The sequence below is a fragment of the Streptomyces syringium genome (genome assembly GCF_017876625.1).
Classification (GTDB): Bacteria; Actinomycetota; Actinomycetes; order Streptomycetales; family Streptomycetaceae; genus Streptomyces; species Streptomyces syringius.
On sequence record NZ_JAGIOH010000001.1, the window covers coordinates 668,776 to 691,984 of the forward strand.

Annotated in this window: 17 protein-coding genes and 1 pseudogene; 6 read left to right on the top strand and 12 right to left on the bottom strand. The window is 74.3% G+C overall.

What is annotated here, in order from left to right:
- Window positions 1-9: 9 nt before the first annotated feature.
- The gene (locus tag JO379_RS03060) at window positions 10-1,287 is read right to left on the bottom strand and encodes an ABC1 kinase family protein (protein WP_209513664.1); all 1,278 of its coding nucleotides are present in this window, start codon (window positions 1,285-1,287) and stop codon (window positions 10-12) included.
- 166 nt (window positions 1,288-1,453) lie between these two features.
- Here JO379_RS03060 and JO379_RS03065 point away from each other — a divergent pair, with 166 nt between their 5' ends.
- Together JO379_RS03065 and JO379_RS03070 are read left to right on the top strand one after the other, a co-directional pair.
- On the top strand, window positions 1,454-2,359 hold the full coding sequence (locus JO379_RS03065; RefSeq protein ID WP_209513665.1) for an SRPBCC family protein: 906 nt from the start codon (window positions 1,454-1,456) through the stop codon (window positions 2,357-2,359).
- A gap of 75 nt (window positions 2,360-2,434) precedes the next feature.
- Window positions 2,435-3,184 (top strand): helix-turn-helix transcriptional regulator, encoded by a 750-nt coding sequence (locus JO379_RS03070; protein ID WP_209513668.1) that lies wholly within the window; start codon window positions 2,435-2,437, stop codon window positions 3,182-3,184.
- 37 nt (window positions 3,185-3,221) lie between these two features.
- Here JO379_RS03070 and JO379_RS03075 read toward each other — a convergent pair whose 3' ends face one another.
- From JO379_RS03075 to JO379_RS03110, 8 genes are all read right to left on the bottom strand, one after another.
- Entirely contained in the window at window positions 3,222-4,160 is a 939-nt protein-coding gene (locus JO379_RS03075) for a hypothetical protein (RefSeq protein ID WP_209513670.1), read from the bottom strand.
- Window positions 4,161-4,173: 13 nt separating this feature from the next.
- Window positions 4,174-4,638: an acyl-CoA thioesterase gene (locus tag JO379_RS03080; RefSeq protein WP_209513671.1), complete on the bottom strand. Its 465-nt coding sequence runs from the start codon at window positions 4,636-4,638 to the stop codon at window positions 4,174-4,176.
- Complete coding sequence (locus JO379_RS03085) at window positions 4,635-10,433, bottom strand: type I polyketide synthase (protein ID WP_209513672.1); 5,799 nt, start codon at window positions 10,431-10,433, stop codon at window positions 4,635-4,637. Before JO379_RS03085 ends, JO379_RS03080 begins: the two co-directional genes overlap by 4 nt.
- Entirely contained in the window at window positions 10,430-11,389 is a 960-nt protein-coding gene (locus tag JO379_RS03090) for an enediyne biosynthesis protein UnbU (protein ID WP_209513673.1), read from the bottom strand. Before JO379_RS03090 ends, JO379_RS03085 begins: the two co-directional genes overlap by 4 nt.
- 29 nt (window positions 11,390-11,418) lie before the next feature.
- On the bottom strand, window positions 11,419-13,335 hold the full coding sequence (locus tag JO379_RS03095; RefSeq protein ID WP_209513674.1) for a CRTAC1 family protein: 1,917 nt from the start codon (window positions 13,333-13,335) through the stop codon (window positions 11,419-11,421).
- A 72-nt stretch (window positions 13,336-13,407) separates the two neighbouring features.
- Complete coding sequence (locus tag JO379_RS03100; RefSeq protein WP_209513675.1) at window positions 13,408-14,397, bottom strand: DUF1702 family protein; 990 nt, start codon at window positions 14,395-14,397, stop codon at window positions 13,408-13,410.
- Between the two features lie 172 nt (window positions 14,398-14,569).
- The gene (locus JO379_RS03105; protein ID WP_209513676.1) at window positions 14,570-15,388 is read right to left on the bottom strand and encodes an SDR family NAD(P)-dependent oxidoreductase; all 819 of its coding nucleotides are present in this window, start codon (window positions 15,386-15,388) and stop codon (window positions 14,570-14,572) included.
- Between the two features lie 51 nt (window positions 15,389-15,439).
- A complete protein-coding gene (locus JO379_RS03110) occupies window positions 15,440-16,153 on the bottom strand; it encodes a winged helix-turn-helix transcriptional regulator (RefSeq protein ID WP_209513678.1) in 714 nt (237 codons plus the stop codon).
- Window positions 16,154-16,283: 130 nt separating this feature from the next.
- On the opposite strand from JO379_RS03110, the gene JO379_RS03115 reads away from it, so the two are divergent.
- Genes JO379_RS03115 through JO379_RS03130 form a run of 4 tightly spaced genes read left to right on the top strand, consistent with a single transcriptional unit; the run spans window position 16,284 to window position 21,506 of the window.
- Window positions 16,284-17,342 (top strand): methyltransferase, encoded by a 1,059-nt coding sequence (locus JO379_RS03115; protein WP_209513680.1) that lies wholly within the window; start codon window positions 16,284-16,286, stop codon window positions 17,340-17,342.
- A gap of 30 nt (window positions 17,343-17,372) precedes the next feature.
- Window positions 17,373-18,770 (top strand): alpha/beta fold hydrolase, encoded by a 1,398-nt coding sequence (locus tag JO379_RS03120; protein ID WP_209513682.1) that lies wholly within the window; start codon window positions 17,373-17,375, stop codon window positions 18,768-18,770.
- Complete coding sequence (locus tag JO379_RS03125) at window positions 18,767-20,218, top strand: alpha/beta fold hydrolase (RefSeq protein WP_209513684.1); 1,452 nt, start codon at window positions 18,767-18,769, stop codon at window positions 20,216-20,218. The genes JO379_RS03120 and JO379_RS03125 overlap by 4 nt, the downstream gene beginning before the upstream one ends.
- Window positions 20,219-20,228: 10 nt before the next feature.
- Window positions 20,229-21,506, top strand: a complete 1,278-nt coding sequence (locus tag JO379_RS03130) for a cytochrome P450 family protein (protein WP_209513686.1) — start codon at window positions 20,229-20,231, stop codon at window positions 21,504-21,506.
- Between the two features lie 12 nt (window positions 21,507-21,518).
- Here JO379_RS03130 and JO379_RS03135 read toward each other — a convergent pair whose 3' ends face one another.
- From JO379_RS03135 to JO379_RS03140, 3 genes and pseudogenes are all read right to left on the bottom strand, one after another.
- Window positions 21,519-22,169, bottom strand: a complete 651-nt coding sequence (locus tag JO379_RS03135; protein ID WP_245381355.1) for a hypothetical protein — start codon at window positions 22,167-22,169, stop codon at window positions 21,519-21,521.
- A 96-nt stretch (window positions 22,170-22,265) separates the two neighbouring features.
- Window positions 22,266-22,502 (bottom strand): annotated as a pseudogene (locus JO379_RS34065) (Rieske (2Fe-2S) protein); the annotation flags it as partial.
- Between the two features lie 44 nt (window positions 22,503-22,546).
- On the bottom strand, window positions 22,547-23,194 hold the full coding sequence (locus JO379_RS03140; protein WP_245381356.1) for a hypothetical protein: 648 nt from the start codon (window positions 23,192-23,194) through the stop codon (window positions 22,547-22,549).
- Window positions 23,195-23,209: the final 15 nt, after the last annotated feature.

Below are 23,209 nucleotides of genomic sequence, written 5' to 3' on the forward strand. Positions count from 1 at the left end.
CTCCGGTCATCAGGTGTTCAGCGCGGTCAGCAGGGTGGGGATGGCCTCGCCCTGGAAGTCGACGTCCACGTCGAACTCGTTGATCATTCCTTCGAGGACCAGCAGCGACATCAGGGGGAAGACGAAGGCGGGGGCGGCGGCGATCCCGGAGCGGCGCTGCAGGTCGAACAGCCGGGTGGCGAAGGGTGCCAGGCGGAACTCCCCCGCCTGCCGTCCGGTCGTCGCCGCGACCAGGGACTCGATCCCGGACCGGAAGGCGGAGAGGTCCACGCCCGGCGGGATGTGTTCGGCGCTGCGCAGCACCACGTCCGCGCACTCCGCGGCCCGGCCCAGGGACATGTTCATGAAGAACTCGGCGAACAGGCGCCGCACCTGCGGTTCGAGCTGGATGACGAAGCCCGCGTCCAGGAGCACCACCACGCCGTCGGGGTTGAGGTAGAGATTGCCCGGATGCATGTCGCAGTGGACCAGGCCGTCGATGAACAGCATGCGGTAGACGCCCTGCAGGACGTTGCGGACGATTCTCCGCCGCTGTTCGCGGTCCAGGCTTCCGGCCCGGAAGCGTTCGAGGGGCTCGATGAAGTCCATCACCAGGGCGCCGGGGCCTGACGCCTCCGGTACCGGGGCCGGGAGCCGGAAATACGGCAACCCGGCGAGATTGGTCCGCAACGCCGCCAACGACCGCGCCTCCCGCTCGAGGTCCAGCTGACCGAGGACGGCGCCGCCGAGCTCCTCCACGATGCGCAAGGCAGGCACCTTGCGCAGCGGCGGCAGGCGTTGCATCAGCTGGGCCCCGGCGCGCAGCAGCGCGAAGTCGGCGTGCATGCGGCGGCGGATGCCCGGGCGGCGCAGCTTGACCGCCACGCACCGGCCGTCGGCCAGCCGCGCGCGGTGGACGCACGCGATGCTGCCGCTGGCGGTGGCCGTCCAGTCGAAGGCGGTGAAGGGCCAGTGGTCGCGGTCCGGCCCATAGGCCCTGGCCAGGGCGTCAGCCGTCTGTGCGCGCGTCATGGGGGCGACCCGGTCGTGCAGCCGGCCGAGGGCTCCGCACACCCGCGGGGGCAGCAGGTCGGTGCGGGTGCTGAGCAGTTGGCCACCCTTGACGAACGTCGGTCCCAGACCGTAGAGCAGGAGCGCCGTCCGGCGGCCGGCCACCTCCGGCAGTGCCCCTGGTCCGGCCCGTACGGCGTCGAAGGCGGCGGCCGCGGCGTGCCGGCCGGTGACGGCGGCCAGGGTCGCGAGTCTGCCGGCGAGGGCGGCTCGGCCGGGGGCGTCCGTGGGCTTCATCTGTCTGTCCTCCTGGGCGGCCGAGATCACTTTTCGAAAGACGAGCGAGATCGAGTGATCAGCTGAACTTGCCTGGAGAAACGTTGATTTGGAGCGTTGACAGTGAACAGATGCTACATAATATGGGAGCAATCTGTCCGGCGGTAGCGTGCGGGTGGGAGGACCGATGTCCGACGAGGAGCCGGTCGAGTCGCCCTTCGACGTCGCGGCACCCGACGGCGAACCCGTCGGTGAACTGCTCCCCGGGGCGGTACGGGTCGCCGTGCGCCTCCTTGATCCGCCGGAGACCGTATGGCCGGCGCTGACCGAACCCGCGCGGGTCGGCCGGTGGTTCGGCGACCTGGCGGGTCCGCTGCGCGTCGGCGAGGGCAACCGCCTCGGCTTCGAGGACGGCGACTTCTTCACCGTGCGCCCCACGGTGCTCGCGCCCGGCCGGGAGATGGCGTACGACTGGAGGTTCCTCGGCGTGGGCAAGCGCCAGACGGTCCGCTGGACGCTCGCCGCCGATGAGGCGACGGGCGGGACGCTGCTGACCGTCACGGACCACGACGACACCCGCACCCCGGCCGAGGCCGGCCAAATCCGCGACGGGTGGACCGACTTCCTCATCCGGCTCGCCACCCATCTGCGCACCGGTCACGGCACCCGCTACGCCCTGCGCGACGACATCGACGGCGCCGTCGACCTGCCGGCCGGCCCCTACCGGCCGCTGGCCTACCCCGCCCTCCTGGACTGGCTGCCCGTCGCCGAGGACGGCTTCCGGCCGGCGTGGTTCTTCGTCGTCGACGACGAGGGGCCCCGGCGCTTCGCGCTGCGGGACTGGGAGTTGAGCGACGAGCGGCGGCTCGTCTTCGCCGTCGACGTTCCCGGCGCCCGCACCCACCCCGCCTGCGAGGTCACCGTCACCGCCGTCGGCAGCGGGCAGCGCCTGGCGTTCGCGCACCGTGGCTGGACCGGGCTCGGCCTGCCCGAGAGCCGGGCCCAGGAGCTGCGGCGGCGGTTCACCGCGACCTGGGTCGCCGCCCTGGCGACCGCCCGGGACCACGCCCGCCGCGCCGCCGACCCGGCCTGACCCGTGGGCCCGGCCGCGCCCGCCGCGCCCCCGTCGACCGACCAGCTCGCCGCGGTCGAGCGTGCCGTCCGCCGTATGCGCGATCACCTCGGTGAGGTGCAGTGCCTGTCCGACCACGCCGAGGCGGGCCTGTTCAGCCCCTTCCATTTCCACCGCGTGTTCCGCAACGTCACCGCCGTCACGCCCGCCCGCTTCCTCGCCGCGCTGCGCATGGCCGAGGCACAGCGGATGATGATCCGCGGTACCCCCCGGGTGACGGACGTGTGCACCGCGGTCGGCTACTCGAGCCTGGGCACCTTCACCACGCAGTTCACCCGCCTGGTGGGAATGCCGCCCAGCCGCTTCAAGGCCCTCCTCGACCGGCACGGCGACCGGGGCATCGGCGAGGTCGTCGGCGCCGTCGGCCGGCCGGTGGCCGCGCCGCCCGGGCGCTGCCGGCCGGGGCAGCTCACCGGCCGCGTCACCGGGCAGGTCCCGGCCGACGGGATCGTCTTCACGGGCCTCTTCCCGCACGGCGTCCCCCAGGACCTGCCCCTCGCCTGCACGGTCGCCCCCGCCCGCGGCACGCTCCGGCTGCGCCCGCCCGAGGGCGCCGGCCATCACATCCTGGCGGTGTGCTTCGACGGCGGCACGCGCGTCGCCGACGCCCTCGACGACCCGTCCGGCGCCCATCGTCTCGTCGCCACGACCCCCGCTCCCACCCACGGCTCCTTCCGCCTCCCCCTCCGCCGCCCCGCCCTCAGCGACCCGCCGATCGTCCTGGCCCTGCCTCTGCTGCTGGCGCGCGACACGGGGCCGGCGGGCGCGGCGGCGGAACCCGGGTGAGGTCCGCCGCCGGCCGGGCCGCCGGGTGCGACGGGCGCTAGCGCGCGTTCCACGGCATCGTCGGGAACCAGCCGTAGTCGAAGCGGGCCGGCAGACGGATGCCCCAGTAGACGAAGGTGAAGGTGCCGAAGAGGACGAGAGCCGTGCCCGTGACGCGGGCGGCGCGGCCCGGCTTCGCGTTCAGCCAGCGCGGCACGCGCCCGCCACCGGCCAGGGCGAGGACGACGAAGAGGACGGCCATCACCGCGACGTTGCCCAGGGCGATGAGGGCGAAGAGCAGGGCGCCGTACGCGGCGTTGTGCGTGTCCGCGGCGTAGGCGAAGGCCTTGCGGAACAGCGGGTACGGGCGGCCGATCACGAAGCCGCCGATCAGGGCGCCGATGAGGAGCACGCGCAGGTGGTGCTGCCGGTCCTCGAGGCGGCCCAGCGGGTCGGGGGCGAAGCCGAACGCGGCGAGGCCCAGCCAGACCAGGACGGCGCCGAGCAGTACGTAGACGATCAGTGCCTGAAGGGCCCGCACCGGCATGCCGTTGCCGATCGTGTCCTGGGACAGTTGCGGGATGCCGGGGCCGATCGCCGCGGCCACCGCTCCGTACAGGGCCGCGACGCCCACCGCCCCGGCGGTCAGCCAGGCGAGCGGGCGCAGGGCCCCGGCAAGCCGGCCGCCACGGCCACCGCCGCTGCCGGCCATCGGGGCGATCGCGCCGAACGCGGCGACGTTGCAGGCGGTGAACGTGCCGGCCAGCCCCGCGACGAAGGCGAAGAGGACGCCGGCGCCGCTGCTGGGAATGTCGTCCTTGAGGGCGTCGCGGCCGAGGATGCCGTCGGCCGCGTCGACGCCCAGGCCGTCGACGAGCCGGGCGGACCAGAGCACCGCGAGCAGCACACCGACCGCGGCGCCCGCAAGGGCGAGCGGGACGCCCCGCGACGGCGCCACGGACGTCTCGGTATCGGGGACGACGTCGGTTCTGGCCATGGGTGACCCCTTTTCACGCGCTGTGGAAGGGCTTCAGGGCGGCGAGCAGTTCCTCGGGGACAGCCGCGGGTTCCATGCGGTCCCCGTCCCCCGTGCGCCGCATGCACGCGACGGTCTGGTGGCCGCGGGCGACCAGCTCGGCCGGGCCGGGGGCGACCCGTTCGTAGGCGAAGGCCATCACGACGCGATGGCCGGCGATCCGGCGCAGCGACATATGGACGTCGACCGCGTCGAAGGCCCGGCATTCGCGCAGATACTCCATGTCGCAGGCGACGGTGACCAGCGCGAGGCCGTGGCCGAGGGCGGTCAGCGTGCCGGGCGCGTGCTCGGCGAGGAAGCGCTCGCGGCAGTGCCCCTGCCAGCGGACGTAGTGGGCGAAGTAGACGTTGCCGGCGAGGTTGGTCTCCTCGAACGGGACGTGGTGGCGGTGGACGTAGGTGCGCCGCGACGCGGGCGGCGGCGGTACGGCCGGTGTCATCGGGTGCCGCTCCCTTCGATCGCGGGCGTCCGGGCCGGGTCATGGGGCGACGGTGCCGGTACGGGCGGTCCCGCGCACACGGCCACCGCTACGGGCACCGGCAACCCGGCGACGCGGACGACGACGGTGGCGACGCGCCACTGTCCGTGCCGCAGCAGCACCCACCCGTCGTCGGTGCGGCGCTCCACGCGAAGCGGCACGTCGGGGCGGGCACCGAGCTTGAGCAGCGTCTGACGGCAGGCCAGGAGGCGGGAGCAGCCGTACTCCAGGGGTTCGCCCGTCGCCCGGCTCACCTCCTCGGCGGTGGCGGCCGCGCGGGGCCCCAGCAACACGCGCCAGTGGCCCGGCAGCGGGTCCGTGACGTCCGCCCAGTCGACGGCCACGGGCCGGTCCGCGACCGTGCGGAGCGCGCGGTCCCGCAGGTGGGCGACGGATCCGAAACCGGTCTTCTCGCCCTCCTCCACGGCCCCCGCGGTGGTCCTGACCGTCACGACGTCCACGCGCGACGACGGGAGGAGGCGGTCCAGGCTGCGGGTGAGGTAGGGCCCGAGGAGCTCCTCGGGCCAAGGGGCGCTGTCGTCCCTCGGCAACGGGCCGACGTCCTTCAGCCGCAGGCCGTGCCAGGTCTCGAGCACCGAGCCGTCCAGGTCCTCGACGCGCAGGTCGTAGCAGTAGCCGTCGGCGTCGTGGCCGGTCTCGTGCGCGTGCACGACCACGGTGCCCGCCCCGGCGGCCGTCCCGTGGAACCGCACCGCCTCGACGCCCACGGGCAGCACGCGCCGGTGCGGCACGCAGCCCTGCAGGAGGTGGACGTAGGTGTCCCGCACCCCCGGGTCGCCGAGCAGCAGGCGGGAACTGTGGAACCCGCTGAACCACTCACCGTCCGGGCCCGCCGCCACCAGCGCCTCGCACCGGCGGCCGGTGAGCCGGCGGTAGCCGATGAGGCCGCGGAAGCGGGGGCCGTGGAAGAACAGGTCGCCGTAGTACGGGGAGCGGCGCGCCTGGGCGCGGGCGCCCGGCCGCTCGCGCGCCGACGGCTCGGGCCCGAACCGGTACGACGCGCGGAAGTGGTCGACCGTGAAGCCCGTCTCGGAACTGCGCAGGACGGTCTCCACCGTGCCGTCGTCGTGCCGCAGCGCGGCGACACGCACGGTGCGCGAGCCGTCGGACGGCACGGTCACCGGCCGCTCGAAGACGGCCGACGTGACCGCCGAGGGGGCCGGCCGCCCCACGACGGCCGCCGCCGCCTGGGCCATGGCCTCCAGGCCCACCACGGCGGGGAGCAGCGGGACGCCGTCCAGGGCGTGGTCGGCGAGGTACGGGTCGGTGCCCAGGCCCACCTCGGCGTCGGCCACGACCTCCACGCCGGGCTGGTGCACCACGGGGGTCTCCAGGAACCGCAGCAACGGCAGCGACTCGTCGGCGTGGTGCAGGGTCGCCGCACGGGGCAGCCGCCCGGCGACCATCACGGTCGGCGGCAGGCCGGGCGCCGCGAGCAGCGACAACAGCACCCGTGTGCCGTCCGCCACGGGAATCGGCGCGACGCCCTGCCGGCGCAGCGTCTCCACGGCGCCGAGCCGGTGGGCCATGCCCGCGCCCTCCCACTGGGACCACTCCACCGTCAGGCACCGGCAGTGCGGCAGGGCGACGCTCAGCTCCTCCACCCGGTGCCGCAGCAGGTCGTTGGCGAGGGCGTAGTCCGACTCCCCCGGCAGTCCGATGCGGGCGATCACCGACCCGTAGGCGACCAGCAGGCGCAGGCGGCCGGTGTCGACGGCGCCGAGTACGGCGTCGAGGCCGGCGCACTTGGGCTCGACGGCGGCGCGCAGCCGCTCGGGGGTGAGTGCCTCCAGCCGGCCCGGTTCGTTGCGGCCCGCGCAGTGGAGCACCGCCGTGACGGGCCCTAGGCGGGCCTCGGCCTCAGCGACACGGCGGCGCACGGCGGCGGGGTCGGTGACGTCGGCGGCGAGGTACAGCGCGGTGAGGCCTTCGTCGGCGAAGCGGCGCAGCGTGGCGGCGACGACGGGGTCGGCGTCGGGCCGGGCGCGGCCCAGGAGCGCGAGCCGTGCCCCCGTGGCCCTGCCCAGGGCGAGCGCCGTCTCCGCGCCGATGCCCTTGGCGCCGCCCGTCACCAGGCAGACGTCTTCGGCGCCCAGCGGTATCGCCGCCGCGTCGGGCGGGGGCAGCGGGAGGTACGCGGTCACGGGCACGTGCCGGTGCCCCCGGTCGTCGAAGACGACTTCGGCATAGCCGCTGATGCCCCGGGCGGCCTCGGCCGCCGCCCGGCGCACTCCCTCGGCGTGCGCCGGCACGTCCACGACGAGGCAGTCGAGGCCGGGGCGTTCGGCCAGGACCGACCGCGCGACGACCGCCCCCGGCCCGCGGTGGTGCAACAGCACGACCGGTCCCGGGCTCTCGGCCACCGCCCGAACGGCCGCCACCCACGTCCCGGCGGCCCCCGCCGCGTCCCCGAGCCCGGGCGGCAGCGCGACGAGAGTGGCCTGCGGCCCCGGTCCGCCGCCGGGGAACGCCGCCCGTACGGCCCCGGCCGACGGGTGCCCGTCGGTGTGGCACGTCCAGGTGTACGGAACGCGGGCGCCGCCCTCCGGCGGCGGGCTCGGCTCCAGCCGGTGCGTGAAGGCTCTCACCCACGGGCCGGCCCCGGCGACATCGGCACCCTCGTCCGCGCCCTCCGCCACGGGCAACCCGTCGACGTAGGCGGCCAGTCCCGCGACACTGGCCGTCACCTGCGCCCGGGCGTCCCCGGGCACGGCGCGCCCCGTCGCGCGCGCCGACTCGGCGACGATCTGGGCGAGCCGCAGGGAGTTCACGTGCAGGTCGGCGAGCAGCAGGTCGTCGTCCCCGATGTCCTCCTCCGCCAACTCCACCGCCTTGGCGACGATGCGCCGCACGGCTTCGAGGGTGCTGCCCGTCGCGTCTTCGCCGGGCCCGGACCGGGCATGGCTGCCGTGCGGGGCGGATTCCGGGTACGGGTCCCGGCTCGGTGGTGCCGGAGCCCCGGCGGCCGTCTCCGCCGGTGTCGTCGCCGCGGCCGGGCCGTCGGGGATACCGGCGTCCGCGCCGTGGGACGGGATCCGGTCCGTCTCGCAGGGGTTCGTCAGGAACTCCCGTGGGCGGTCCAGGTCGATCGGCCGGGAGAAACGATCCGCCGTCCATGGCGTCACATCGGCCGCGCAGGCGGCGAAGAGCGCTGCCGTGGCAGCGGCCACGGATGTCGTGGCCGTCGTGTCGAGGGCCATGACCGGGAGGGCGGTGGTGGGCTGGGTGAGGGCGGTGAGCATCGTGCCGGGGCCCACCTCCAGGAGCACGTCCACGCGGGCGGTGAGTGCGCGGACCGCTTCGGCGTAGCGGACCGGGGAGAGGATCTGGCGGGTCAGGAGTGCGGCCAGGTCCGTGTCGGGGGCGAGGGCCGCGCCGGTGACCGTGGAGATCACGGTGCCGGACGGCGGGGCGAAGTCCGCTGCGGCGAAGCAGCGGGTCAGTGCGGGCAGGGCGGGGCGCATCGCGGACGTGTGGAACGCGTGGGAGACGGCGAGGGGGACGGTGGACACGCCGTCGTGGACGGCGCGTTCGCGGACGCGGGCCAGGTCGGGACGGGGCCCCGCCACCGTGACGTGCCGGGGCCCGTTGACCGCGGCGATCACGGCACCGGTGTGCTCCAGCAGCGCCTTCGCCGTCGTGGCGTCCGTGCCGACGGCGAGCATGCCGCCGCCGCTGTCGCCGTGGCGGGCCATCAGCGCGCCGCGGGCGCGTGCGAGCGCCACCGCGGCAGCGGGTCCGAGGGCGCCCGCCCAGCTCAGGGCGGTGAGTTCGCCGAGGCTGTGGCCGGCCACGGCGTCGGCCCGAACGCCGAGCCGCCGGAGGTAGCGCAGACCGGCCAGCGAGGCCGCGACGACGGCGGGCTGCACCACGGCCGTGTCGGAGGCGGCTCGTCCGGGCGGCAGGTCGGGAACCTCCGCGACGAGGTCCCCGACGGCCACCAGGCGTCCCAGCGCTCCGGTGGCGGTCCGCTCGGGGGCGCCCTGGCCGGGGAGGAGCAGCCCGAGCCGGGCGGCCGGGCCGGCGCCCGCGAAGACGCCGCCGCGCGCGTCCCAGTGGACGCCGCCGTCCCGTGCGAGGTCCCCGAGGGGGGCGGCCGCGGCCCGCAGGCGCCTGGCGAGGCCGACGGGCGAGGTGGCGACGACGGCGACGCGCAGGGGCCGCGCGGGGTCGGCGCGGCGGGCCAGTTCGGCCGCGGTGTCGGTCAGTTCGGCTTCGGAGAGGGTCTCGGCGAGGCCGGCGAGCCGGTGGAGGCGGCGGGCGAGTTCGCCGGGGTCGTCGCCGCTGAGCGGGAAGACCTCCGGGCCCGGCGCGGGGGCGTACCCCCAGGCGGCCGTCCGGGACGCCGCGCGGCCCTCGACGACCACGTGCGCGTTGATGCCGCCGAACCCCGCGGAGTTGACCGAGGCCCGTCGGTACCGCAGCCCGTCCGGCCAGGGCTCGGGGGCGGTCGGTACGCGCAGCACCGGGTCGGGGCCGGCGAGCAGTTCGTGCGGGTCGTCGCAGCCCGTGGTGGGGGGTACGACGCCGTGGTGGACGGCGAGGACGGCCTTGATGAGCCCGGCGACGCCGGCGGCGGCCTTGGTGTGCCCGATGTTGGCCTTGACGCTGCCGAGCGCGGTGGGCCGGGCGGGCCGCGCGCCGGCGGCCCGCAACGCCTCGTCGAGCACGGCGAGTTCGACGCGGTCGCCGACGGTGGTGCCGGTGCCGTGCCCCTCGACGAGGCCGGCGGTCTGGGGGCCGAAGCCGGCCCGCTCGTAGGCCCGGCGCAGGGCGAGGGCCTGGCCGGTGTGCTCGGGCCGGGTCAGCCCGCCCCGGCCGTCGGAGGACATGCCCCAGCCCTCGATGCGGGCGTAGGTCCGCAGGCCCAGGCGCACGGCGTCCGCCTCGCGGGCGAGGACCAGGACGCCACAGCCCTCGCCGGGCAGGAAGCCGGTCGGCCGGCGGTCGTAGACCCGCATGGGGCCGTGGGCGAGCGCGCCGAGCCGGGAGAAGCCGACGAGTTCGAAGGGATCGAGGCTGAGGTCCACGCCGCCGGCGAGCGCGAGGTCGAGGTCGCCCTGGGCGAGTGCCGTGCAGGCGGTGATGACGGAGACGAGGGAGGAGGCGCAGGCGGCATCGACGGTGTAGCCCGCGCCGTGGAAGCCGAAGTGGTTGCAGACCCGGCCGCTGATGGTGTTGGCGAGGCCGCCGACGAGGGACTCGTCGCCGGGCACGGGGAAGGGCTGCTTGTAGCGGGACTCCAGTGCGTGGAGGATCTCCACGCGGTCGCCGGCCGCGGTGCCGTGCTCGGACAGCACCCGTTCCACGGTGCGGCGGACGTAGGGCCAGCGCAGCCGCAGCTGCCCGGTGCGGGAGAACTCTCCGGTGAGGGAGTTGCCGATGACGACACCCACCCGGTCGCGGTCGAGCCCCTCGCCCCCGGCGAACCCCGCGTCGCGCAGCGCCGCCGCGGCGACATCGAGGGTGAGCCAGTGGGTGAGGTCGGCGGCACGGTAGGCGGGGCCCGGCACGCGGAAGGCCGCCCGGTCGAAGGACCAGCCCTCGAGGACCGCGGCCCGCTCGGCGTCGATGCCGTCCGCCCCGCCGGGCCCGTAGTCGGCGAGGGGGAGCCGCTCGGGCGGGATGCGGCGGAAGGCGCGGCGGCCGGCCAGCACGGTCTGCCAGAGCGCGGCCGGGTCGTCGGCGTCCGGGTAGCGGCAGGCCATGCCCACCACGGCGACGCTGCACTTCACAGGGCCTCCCCGGCGGCACGAGCCCGGCCGAAACGATCCATCAGCGGCCTGGTCACCGGCAGCGTGACGAGCGCCAGCCAGCGCACCGCGCACACGATGCCCAGGGCGAAGAAGAGGCCGAAGCTGATGTGCAGGACCATCAGGACTCCGTAGGCGACGGCGATGCCGAGGCCGAAGGCGAACTGCCGGCGCGGTGCGAACGGCGTCGTACCGGGGTCGCTGATCATGTAGTTGGTGTAGAGGATGAAGGCCACGCCGGTCATGGGTGTCAGCGCGCCGACGATCCAGGCATCGGTGAACAGGGACCGCACCACGGCCTGCAGCACGAACCCGCCCGCCCAGCCCAGCAGCAGCGGCATCTTCCTCGTCAGCTTGGCGTTGAGCAGCGTCCCCGCGACCAGCACGGCGAGCGGGATGACCCAGCGCAGGATGCCGGGCGCGTACTCGGTGAACTCGTACGGCGGGGCGATGCCCACCCAGTCGTACAGCAGCAGGGTCACCACGATGCCGGTGTTGGACGGGTTGAGGACGTGCTGGAGCCGGCCGCGCACCCGGGCGCGCACGACGTACTTGGAGCCGATACCGACGGCCGCCGCGAAGGCGACGGGCAGCAGCCGGTCACTGGCGAAGAGCAGCATCGAGCAGGCGAGCCCGGTGATGTGCGCGGGCAGCATGAAGTCGAGGACCTGCCCGAAGGAGCCCAGGTAGCGCGGGCGGCGCCGGTGGGCCGCGGCGTCGGCGCTCTCCAGCAGCAGTTCGGTGGCGTAGGCGGCGGCGACGGCCACGAACGGGGTCACATACGCCTGCTCGAAACCCAGCCAGGTCAGACCGAGGATGTTCAGGACGGTGATGGACAGCGCGAAGCGGCGCAGGGCCTTGCTGCGCCGCTGTTCCGGGGTGAGACCGGCGGGGGCGGCGGCCGTCGGGGCGGAGGAAGCGGGGGCGGTGGTCGTCACGGCAGCACCTCTTCGCGTGGGGGACGGACTCAGCGCCGTGCGCCGGCGGGACCGGGCCCGGGCAGGACGACGGTGTGGGAGCCGGGCTCCAGCGAGCGCGTCGTGCGGTGCGGGCCCGCGACGTCCCGCCAGGCGATCTCGACGGTGACGGGCCCCCTGTCGCCCTTGCCCAGCCCGAACAGCAGCTCGGTGCTGTTCACGCCGGTGTGCCCGTTGGCCGGCTGCAGTTGCTGGGCCTGTACGCGCCCGTCGGCGGTGCGCACGGTGACCCGGGCGCCGATGGCCGGGGTGGTGGCGGTGCCGCCCGGTACGGTCGTGGGCACCCTCAGGCGCAGGGCGAGGTGCTGCCCGGCGGGGCTGACATTGCGGTAGTGGACGGATCTGCCCCACTGGTTGGCGACGACGATGTCCAGGCGGCCGTCGCCGTCGGCGTCGGTGAGGGCGAAGGACCGGCTGGGCACCTTCTGGTCGAGTCCCGTGGCGCGGGCGAGGTCGGTGTAGCGGCCGGCGGCGTTGCGCACCCAGAAGCGGTTGGTGGCGGCGCCGGAGAGGTCGTCGCCGGTGGTGAGGCGGGGCCAGCTCGCGGGGTGGTGCAGCACGCTGTCGTTGGCCATGGCCAGCTCCTGCAGCTCGGGCCATTTGTTCGTGGGGCCCTTGATGAAGCCGACGGCCTGCAGGATCTCGGGCCTGCCGTTGTTGTCGAAGTCGCCGGTCTTGACGTCCCAGGACCAGCCGGAGCGGGCCAGGCCGAGCTCCTCGCTGCGGTCGCGATAGGGGGCGGTGCCCCGGGCGAGGTCGGAGACCGGACCGTCGCGGGTGAAGACGAAGTTGGACTCCTCCAGGGCGTACGGGAGCGTGATGTTGCTGACCAGGATGTCCGGTTCGCCGGTGCCGGCCAGGTCGGCGAAGGCCACGCCCATGCCCTTGTACGAGTCGTGGCCGAGCACCTTGGACTTGGGCGTGGTGAACCCGCGCCGCCCCTCGGTGAGGGCGAAGTCGGCGGTACCGGGCCGGGAGCGGTTGGCCAGCAGCCGGTCGGGGCCGAAGTCGTTGGCGAGGTACAGCTCCGGCAGGCCGTCGCCGTCGAGGTCCTGGGCGCCGAGGGCCAGGGCCCAGCCGTGCCGGACCCCGGAGGGCAGGGCTCGGGGGACGTCGCGGAAGCCGGCGGCGGGTTCGGTGCCGCCGCGGCCGGAGGTCCACAGCAGGACGTGGGTGGTGCCGGCGTTGCGGGCGTTGGACATGCCGTCCTGCATGGCCATCCGGGGATCGTCGGCGGCCCGGGTGTCCAGGACGCGGGCGCCGTCGGGGAAGTAGTTGCCGACGACGAGATCGGGGTGACCGTCACCGTCGAGGTCGGAGTGGTTGACGGTGGTGGTGTTCCACAGCTTCATGGGCGAGACGAGTTCCTGCGCCCGGAACGCGTCGGCCGAGGGCACGGTGCCGGCGGTGCGCAGGAAGAGGACCGGGGAGCGGCCCCAGTAGTAGACCAGCACGCCGGTCAGGCCGTTCTGCGCGAAGTCGCCGGTGACGCAGCCCATCGGGGACATGGTCCGCGGGTCCCAGGGCAGCCCGCGGGGCGTCAGCGTGAAGGGGGCGTAGCGGCCGGCGGAGCCGGGCAGGGGCCGGACCGTCACGGAGTCGTCACGGGGGTCGACCAGGCAGACGTCTGAGTCGCGCCCGGTGCCGGCGATGTCCCCGACGGCGGCGCCGGCGCCCACGGCCGAGATCCATGCGGAGATCCGGCGCAGGCCGGGCTGGACCGGGCGCTCGGTGCGGGCGTCCACGGGGTCGCCGTTGAGGTACGCGGCGGAGAAGCGGAACTGCCCGGCGAGCCGGGCCCGCTCCGCGGCGGACGTACCGGGCTGGGCGGCCGCTACGCCCAGACAGGTCGCGATCACCACCGCGACGAGGGGGGCGGCGAGCGCGCGCCACTGAGTGCGGAGCATGTTCCCTCCGTGATCCGGGGGCCGGTCGGCCTTCCTGCTTCGGTGCAGCGGGGTCCGTCGGCCCGGCGGGAGTCAGCGGGACGCGAGCGCGCTGTCCCTGATGGTCTCCCGCCAGGTCAGGTAGTCCTCGAGGGTGCCGTCGCCGCGCAGCTTCCGCCTCGCGGCGACCGTCCAGTCCGCGGCGGTCACGGTGTCGACGCCGACGAGGCGCTGTACCCCCAGGTGCGTGTGCGCGGGGATGTGCCCGGCGAGCCGTCGCGCCTGGGCGGCGAACGCCGCCCCCTGGGCGAGGTGGTGCCAGTACGGGCCGGCCGCCTGCCGGATCCGGTCCAGCTCGGTATCGGCGGCTCCGCCGGCGTAGCAGGCGGCCAGCCCCACCCCGCTCCACAGGTGGGGGCGGCGGTCCGCCGGGAAGGCGCCGACCGTGTCGGCGATGCGCCCGGGGTCGGCGGACTCGATGAACCACAGGCTGCGGCCCAGCCCTTGGTGGCGTACGGTCCCGGCGGGTCGGAGCGGGTGCCCGCGGGCGAGCCGGGCCAGGGCGGCGCGGCCCCCGAAGAATCCCTGGGAGAAGCCGTGGCCGTCCAGAGTCAGCCACTGCAGCAGCGGGTCGAGGCCGAGCAGCCGCCGGGCGCCCGGCAGCGGCACCCGGGCCAGGGCCCATCCGGCGCCGACGTGCACGAGGTGGACATGGCTCCGGCCGGGGCCGTCGAGGAGCGCGGTGAGGCGGCGGTGCCCCCGGCCCAGGCGGAGGAGGTCGAGCAGGGCGCAGGCCATGCCCGCCCCTTCGTAGGCGAAGCCGCGCTCGGTGGCGTCGAGGACGGCGAGCCGCTCGTGGGTACCGGCGGTGGTGGACTCGACGGCGGTGTTGAAGCCGGCGAGGAAGGAGCGCGCGTGGCGCTCCAGGACGCGACGGCTCTCCGTTCTGCCGCAGTGGAACCCGCGGACGGAGAAGTCGGCCATCTCGTCGCGCAGTCGTAGGCGGCGGGCCCAGGGGGAGGGTGGTGGGCCGGGCCGGGCACGGTAGGGCGAGCGTGGATGTGCGAAGGGCTTTCCGGGCATGTGCGACCCCCGTCCTCAGGGTGGTGCGACGCCGTGGAGTTCCCCGTGCTGGTCCTCAACCGGACTCGAACACAGTGCGTATTGCTATCAGTTACGGAAGTGACGGTCAACACACCGGGGAGGATGGGGTGGGGGATTCTGCCGAAAAGCCCGAATCGCTCGACGGCGGGCCCTATGCCAGCTGCTCGGCCGGGCGCAGCAGCACTTCACCGATGGCCATGTGGCGGGGGCGGGTCACGACGTGGACGATCGTCCCGGCGACATCGGACGGGCGCATCGGCTCGCCCGGGTCGAAGTCCCCGGCGAGGGCCCCGAGCACCTCGGGCCGGGAGTGCCGCGGCAGTTCGGTGGCGACGAAGCCGGGTTCGACGACACAGACCCGCAGGTGGCGGCGCGCCACCTCTTGGCGCAGGGCCTCGCTGAAGCCGTTCACACCGAACTTCGCGGCGTTGTACACGGCGGTGTTCGCTGTGGCGACGCGGCCGCCGAGCGAACTGACGTTGACGAGATCCGCGACGTGCCGGGGGCCGTCGGCGGCGGCGCGCAACAGGTGCGGGAGGGCGGCACGGGTGACGAGGGCCGTGCCGAGCAGGTTGACGTTCACCATGCGGTGCCACTCCTCGGCGGGGGCGTCCTCGACGGGGCCCAGCAGCAGGACGCCGGCGCTGTTCACCACGATGTCCAGCCGCCCGGTCGCGGCCACGGCGGCCGAGACGGCCGCCGTGGCGCCGGCCTCACCGCTGAGATCGGCCTCGGCGACCACGGCACGGCCGCCCGCGGCGGTGACCGTCGCGGCCGTCTTCTCCAGCCGGTCGCGGCGGCGGGCGGCGAGGACGACACAGGCGCCCTGGGCCGCCAGGGCAAGCGCGGTGGCCTCGCCGATGCCACTGGAGGCGCCGGTGACGAGGGCGGTGGTGCCGGCCAGCTCCTGAGCCGGGGCCTGCGTCCGGGCCGGGGCCTGCGTCGGGGCCTGCGTCGGGTCTGCTGTCATGGCGGACTTCCCCTTCGACTTCGACGGGACACGGCCGGCCGACGAGCGCCGTCAGCCGGGTGGTGCGGTGGCCGCCGACGCTCCCGGTACCACGGGCGGGCGGCCGGGGGCGTCGAGCAGCCCCATGAACTCCACGCAGCGCCGCACTGCCTGCGGGTCCCCCTCGATCCGCAGCCGCCCGGAGAGCAGCGCCTCGAAGGGCGTGCGCGTGTCGGCGCCGATGCTCACGAACGTCTCCGCGTCGGTGGTGGCCACCAGGGCCGGCTCCGCGGCGGGCCCGCGCCGGGTGACCGCGCGCCCGTCCGCCACCTCGATGTGGAACGTCTCGTCGGCCACGCGGAACTCGTAGCTCTCCTCGACCGCCGGCACCGGCCGGCCGTGGATCATCGCCTGGACGGCCAGGATGCCCCAGGCGGGCCGCACGACACCGGTGGTGGCATCGGCCTCGCAGAGGAACGCCATGCCCCAGCGGGCGAGCATCAGCATCGGCTCGCGCAACTGCTCACCGCGCGGCGTGAGCCGGTACTGCCTGCCCCGCCCGTCGCCGGGCACGGCCGCCGACTCCAGCACCCCCCGCTCGTCGAGCGCGCGCAGCCGTTCCGTGAGCAGATTGGGGCCGAGCCCGGGGAGGTTGCCCAGGATTTCGTTGAACCGGGCTGGTCCGATGAGGAGTTCGCGCACGATCAGCAGCGTCCAGCGCTCGCCGACGACGTCGAGGCCGGCCGCGAGCCCGCAGAACTGCCCGTAATTGCGCTTGCCCTTCATGACGCACCCTCAGCATTCCGCCCTCGTCACGACGATTGATGGTAGCAATGGCCCCCACCGCTACCGTCGGTGCGGCGTGAGCAATCTGGGAGAAGGCCCACCGGTCCGGCGGTCACTACAGTCGGGCGGCATGGACCGATGCGACAGCACGGGCGTGCAGGAGTTCGTCACCCGCTTCCTGGACGACGTCAGCGGCGGCATGGTCAGCATCATGTGCGCCCTCGGCGACCGTCTGGGCCTCTTCACCGCACTCGCCACCGGCGGCCCGGCCGACAGTACCGAACTCGCCGCCCGTACGGGCCTGGACGAGCGGTACGTCCGTGAATGGCTCCACGGCCTCACCTCGGCGGGCTACCTCGAGGCACAGGACGCGCGCTTCGCCCTGCCGGCCGAGCACGCGGCGGTGCTGGCGCACGAGGACTCGCCGTTCTTCATGGGCGGTGCGGCCCGCCTCGTGCCCGCCCTGTCGCTGATGCTCGACACCGTCGCCGACGCCTTCCGCTCGGGCAGGGCCGTCCCGCACGAGCGGTACCCGGACGCCCTCTTCCACACGATGTGGCAGATGAGCTCCAGCTGGCTGGGGACCCTGCTGCTGCCGCAGTGGATCCCCGCGGTCGACGGCCTGGCCGAACGGCTCGAGGCCGGGGCCCGGGTGGCCCACCTCCGCAGCGGCGGCGGGCACGCCCTGGTCCTGCTCGCCCGGGCGTACCCCCGCTCGCGCTGCACCGGCTACGACGCGCTGCGGCTCAACGTCGAGCACGCGAGGCGGGAGGCGGCCGCCGCCGGGGTCGACAAGCGGGTGGAGTTCGTCCACACCGGCGCGTCGGAAGCACTGCCGGCGACGGGCGACCACGCCCTGGTCCTGGCCCTGGACGTGCTCCACGACGCGCCGGACCCGCAGGTCGCGCTGCGCGCGGTCCGGGCGGCCCTCGCCGACGACGGGGTGCTCCTGCTCCTCGAGAGCAACGGCGCCGACCACCCCACCGACAACCGGGGCTCGGCAGCTGCCCTGTTGTACGGCACGAGCGTGCTCTACAGCGTGCCGGTCGCACGGGACGGGGCGGCGCTGGGAATGCTCGGTCTGCCGGCGGCCCGGCTGCGGGAGCTGTGCGCGGGGGCGGGGCTGCGGTCGGTGCGGCAGTTGCCGGCGCCGACGCCGCTCAACGCGCTGTACGAGATCCGGCCTTAGGGGCTCTTCCTCCACCGAGAAGGGACCACCATGTCCGTCCCATGGCAGCCCGCCACCGAAGACGCCCTCGTGGGCCTCGACACCGCCACGGTCACCGTTCCCGTGGACCACGCCCGCCCGGGCGTCGGCCGTACCGTCGATCTCGCTCTCGCCCGTCACCGCGCCCGCGACGGGAAACTCCGCCAGGGCGTGCTGCTCGTCGGCCCCGACGACCCCGGCAACCGCGGCACTCTCCTCGTACCGCAGCTCACCGCGGTCCTGCCGCCCGACGTGCTCGACCGGTTCGACATCGTCGGCTTCGACCACCGCTTCAGTGGCCGCAGTGACCCGCTGTCCTGCGGTCTGACACCCGACGAGTGGCTGTGGATCTTCCACCGCCCGCTCGCCTTCGACGACGAGGCCCGGTACCAGCGCGGCATCGTCGAGCGCTGCTTCGCCGAGGCGGGGGACGTCCTGCCGCACCTCACCTCGCGCAACATCGCCCGCGACATGGACGTGATCCGCCGCACGCTGGGCGAGGAGCGCGTCTCCTACCTGGGCCACTCCTACGGCAGTTACCTGGGCGCGGTGTGGACGCAACTGTTCGGCGAGCACGCCGACCGCGTCGTCCTCGACAGCGTCATCGACCCCGGCTCCGTGTGGCGCCGGATGTTCCTGGACTACGCCGAAGCCTGCGAGTCCACGCTGGGCGACTGGGCGCAGTGGGCCGCCGGACGCCACGCCGACCTGGACCTGGGCACCACGGCGCCCGTCGTACGGGAGCGGTTGGACCGGCTCGTCGAGCGGGCCGACCGGGAGCCGCTGCCGGTCGCCGGCCTGCCGGTGGTGGACGGCACGATGCTGCGGCTGGTCACCATGGTGCTGCTGAGCAGCGACCGGGCGTGGGGCTTCCTCGGCGACGTGCTGAGCGCCGCGGCCCACGGCACCGAGGCGCGGGAGGAGACGCGCCTGGCGCTGGGCGCCATGTTCGGGCGCGGCAAGGACGAGAGCGGGGCCGTCGCCCAATTGGCGGTCCTCGGCGCCGACGCGCCCTGGCCGCGCGACCTGGGCGTCTACCGCCGCGACATGGCCACCGCCCGCGCCCGGCATCCGTTCATCGGCCCGGCGATGGCCGCACCGAAGGCCGGCGCTTTCTGGCCCCGGCCACCGCTGGAGCCGGTGACCGCCTTCGGCCCCGGCAACCGAGCGGAGAGCGTGCTGCTGGTGCGCTCGGAGCGGGGGATGTTCACCCCCGCCCGGGGCGCGGCCCGGCTGAGGGAGCTGCTGCCGCACAACTCCCGCCTGGTCACCCTCGCCGGCGCGGCGCACCACCGGGTCTATCCCTTCTACGGCGACCGGCACATCAACGAGGCGGTCACCGCCTACCTGCTCACCGGCAAGCTGCCGGACACGGACACGACCTTCACGGCGGAGGAGAGCGGCCGATGAACGAGTTGCGCACCGACCGGCGTACCGACGCCATCCGCGACTTCCAGTCCCAGTCGCTGCTCTGGTCACCCGCCGACGAGGAAGCCCTGAACGGCCTGGAGTGCGCGGAGCTGGCCGTACCGCTCGACTACGCCGACCCCGGCGGCCGTGCCCTCACCCTCGGCCTGGTGCGCTCGCTCGCGACCTCGTCCGAGCGGCGGCGCGGCGTGCTGCTGGTCGGGCCCGGCGACGATCTGGGCAACCGGGGCACCCTGCTCGGGGCCCAGCTGGTGCGGACGCTGCCGAAGGAGGTGCTGGCCCAGTACGACGTCGTGGCGTTCGACCACCGTTTCATGGGCCGCAGCAGCCCGGTGGTGTGCGGGCTGGAGCCGGAGGAACGCCTGTGGGTCTTCCACCAGCCCCGCGACTTCGCCCATGAGGTCCGCTTCCAGGCCGAGGTGGCGGCGAAGGTCGCCGAGCACGCCCTGGACATCCTGCCGTACGCCAACTCCCGCAACATCGCCCGCGACATGGAGGTCATCCGCGGTGCGCTGGGTGAGGAGCGCCTCTCCTACCTCGGCTACTCCTACGGCACGTACCTCGGCGCGGTGTGGACGCAGATGTTCGGCGAGCACGCGGACCGGGTGGTGCTCGACAGCATCTGCAGCCCCGACTGGGTGTGGCGCGGCCTGTTCACCGACTTCCCGCCCAACGGCGAGCGTGCCCTGTCCCGCTGGACGCGCTGGGCCGCGCGCCGCGACGCCGAGCTCCGCCTCGGCCGCACCCCGGGCGAGGTGCGGGCGGCCTACGACCGGCTGCTGGCGCGGGCCGACGGGGGCGCGGACGTCTCGGTGGCGGGCTTCCCCCTGGACCGTACGCTGGTCCGTCTCGTCGTCGTCGGGATGCTCAACAGCGACCTCAACTACGACCACCTCGGCGACGTCCTGCGTTCCGCCGTGCACGGCGCCGCCCTGGAACCGCCGACGCTGGCTTTCCTCGCGGGCATGTTCGGGCAGCCCAAGGAGGAGAGCGGCACGGTGGCCCAGCTGGCGATCCTCGCCGGCGACTGGGCCTGGCCGCGCCGACTGGGCCCGTACGAGCGGGACATGAACCAGGCGGCCCGCAGGTACCCCTTCACCGGGGCCGCGCTGTCGGGGATCAAGGCGACGGCGTTCTGGCCGGTGCCTCCGAGCGAGCCGGTGACGCCGCTGGGGCCGGGCAACCGCGCCGGCAGCATCCTGCTCGTGCAGTCCGCGGAGGACATGTCCACCCCGCACGCCGCCGCCGTGCGCATGCGCGAGGTGCTGCGGCACAACTCGCGACTGGTCACCGTGGCGGACACCGCGCACCACCGGGTCTTCCCGTTCTACGGCAACCCCGGCGCCGACGAGCTCGTCACCACCTACCTGACCGACGGTGCGCTCCCGGCGGCCGACGTCATCTGCCCCAATCCGCAGCCGCAGATCTGAGGGAGCCGACATGCCCGGTCCGGGGAACGGTCCACAGCCCGATGCCCACGAGATGTACACGCCCCAGGCCCGCGTCGACCCGTACCCGGTCTACGCGCGGCTGCGGCGCGAGGCGCCCGTGCACCTGATCCGCGACCCGAACGGCATCGAGCACTGGCTGGTCACCCGCTACGAGGACGCCCGCGCCGCGCTCGCCGACAACAGGCTCTCGCGCGATCCGCAGCACGCCTGGGAGGCGCTGCGCCGGTCCGGGCTCTATCCCGAGGGCGGGGAGGGCTCGGAACCGCACCTGCTCAACAGCGATCCGCCCGACCACACCCGCATGCGCAAGCTCGTCGCCAAGGCGTTCACGCCCCGCCGGGTGGAGGCCATGCGGCCGCGCATCCAGCAGATCACCGACGCCCTGATCGACGCCGTCGCCCCGCACGGCACCGCCGACCTGATCCCGGCGCTGGCCTTCCCGCTGCCCATCACGGTGATCTGCGAGCTGCTCGGAGTGCCGGTGGAGGACCGCGCGGACTTCCGCGTCTGGAGCACGGCGGCCCTGACGCCCACGTACACCGAGGGCTCGACGATGCCACCGCACGAGGCGAACCGGCTGCTGCGCGAGTACTTCACCGCCCTCGTCACCGAACGCCGCCGGGCGCTGCGGGCGGCCGGTGACGACACGGAGACACAGCCGGACCTGCTGAGCGCCCTCATCGTGGCCTCCACCGAGGACGGCCGGCTCACTGAACAGGAGCTGATCTCCACGGCCGGCCTGCTGCTGGTCGCCGGTCACGAGACGACGGTCAACCTCATCGGCAACGGCCTGCTGGCCCTCCTGAAGGACCGGCGGCAGCTGGAGCTGCTGCGCTCGCGGCCCGAGCTGCTGCCTCAGGCGGTGGAGGAGTTCCTGCGCTACGACGGGCCGGTGGAGCGGGCGATGCTGCGGGTCGCCACCGAGGACGTGGAGATCGGCGGCGTGCTCGTCCCGAAAGGCGCCATCGTCACCGTGGGCGTCGCCTCCGCCCATCGCGATCCGGCGCGGTACCCGGAGCCGGACCGGCTGGACATCACCCGGGTCGACCGCTCCCACCTGGGTTTCGGGCACGGCATTCACTTCTGCGTCGGGGCCCCGGTGTCGCGGATGGAGGGGCAGATCGCGGTGGGCACCGTGCTGCGCCGACTGCCCGACCTCGCGCTCGACGAGAGGGCCGGGCCCCTGTGCTGGCGGCCCACGGGCGTGCTGCGGGGGCTGGAGGCGCTGCCGGTGCGCTTCACTCCGGTGGCTCCTGCCGGCCGGTGACACCGGCCGGGGTCAGGTGATGTGGTCCCGGGCGGGGTTGTCCCTCGGGTACTTCCGTACGTACTCCAGGTACCGGGCCAGGGCGCGGTCGCTGCGGGTCAGCAGGCCGGGGCGGAACCGCAGGGTGAGCAGGACGGGGGCGTCGTCGGCGAGCATGCCCGCCATCACGCCCGCGGCCCGGTCGAGGAACGCCTCGTCGGCAGCCGCGTCGGCGCCGGCCCGCCGTGCGCCGAGGACGAAGTACGGCCGGGAGACGCCGGGCCGCACCGGCCGCAGGGCCGTGAGCCAGCAGAACCAGCGGCCGTCGAGGGTGCCGGTCTGGCGGAAGATGTTGGTGCCGTGGATGTCGACACGCAGGTCGAGACGGCTGCCGTCGGGAGTGTCGAACCGCAGCGGGTACCCCATGGAGTAGCCGGTGGCGGTGACCTCGTCGTTGGGGTCGTTGGGGTCGCCGAAGGTGAAGCCGTGCTGCAGGAGGAAGTGCTGGACGTCCATGGTCTGGGCGGCGATCAGCCAGGGGTCGACGGGAGCCTCGTCCAGCACGGTGTGCCGCAGCAGCAACTCGTCCTGCTCATAGGGCAGGTGGGGGATGTCGAAGAGGGGTTTCTCGCCGTTGAAGGCCCAGACGATGCCGTGCCGCTCCACCGCCGGAAAACGGAACAACCGCGCACCCGACGGCACCGGATCACCGATCCCCGTCGCCGCACACACCCCCTCACCGTCGTAACTCCAACCATGGAACCGACACCGCAACCGATCCCCCACCACCTCCCCCACCGACAGATCCGCCCCCACATGCACGCAATAACCACTCAACACCCGCGCCACACCACCCCCCGCACCCCGGAACACCACCACCCGCCCACCCAGAAAATCCACCCCACGCAACGAACCCGCAGACAACTCCGACGACAAACACAACGGAAACCAACTCTGACTGAACACCCCGCCCTCACCCTCGGCGGGGACAGGGCGGCCGAGCGGACGCGTGGTCATGACGGTTCCCTTCAGGTGAGGTTCAGATGAGGTTGAGGTGAGGTTCAGGTGAGGAAGGCGCGGGCGGGGTTGTCCCTCGGGTACTTCCGTACGTACTCCAGGTACCGGGCCAGGGTGCGGTCGCTGTGGGTGAGCAGGCCGGGGCGGAAGCGGATGGTGCCCAGGACGGGTGTGTCGTCGTCGAAGAGGGCCATCATCGCCGTGCGGGCCCGGTCGAGGAACGCCTCGGTGGCCGCGGTGTCCTCGCCGTCCTCGCGGCGGGCGCCGTAGACGAACGTGGCGCGGGAGCGGCCGGGGCCGGGGATGGCGAGCGGGGCGATCCAGAAGAACCAGCGGCCGTCGAGGGTGCCGGTCTGCCAGAAGATGTTGGTGCCGTGGATGTCGACGCGGACGTCGAAGTGCGGTCCGCCGCGCAGCCGGGCCCGCAGGTCGAATCCCACGGAGTAGGGGCCGACCCGCACCGAGTCGTTGGGGTCCTCGTCGAGGGTGAAGTCATGGGGCAGGGAGAGATGCTGGAGGTCCATGGTGTGGGCCTGGACCAGCCAGGGCTCGACGGGCATCTCCTTGAGGACCGTGCGCCGGACGACCATCTCCTCCTCGGGATAGGGCAGGTGGGGGATGTCGAAGAGAGGTTCCTCGCCGTTGAAGGCCCAGACGATGCCGTGCCGCTCCACCGCCGGAAAACGGAACAACCGCGCACCCGACGG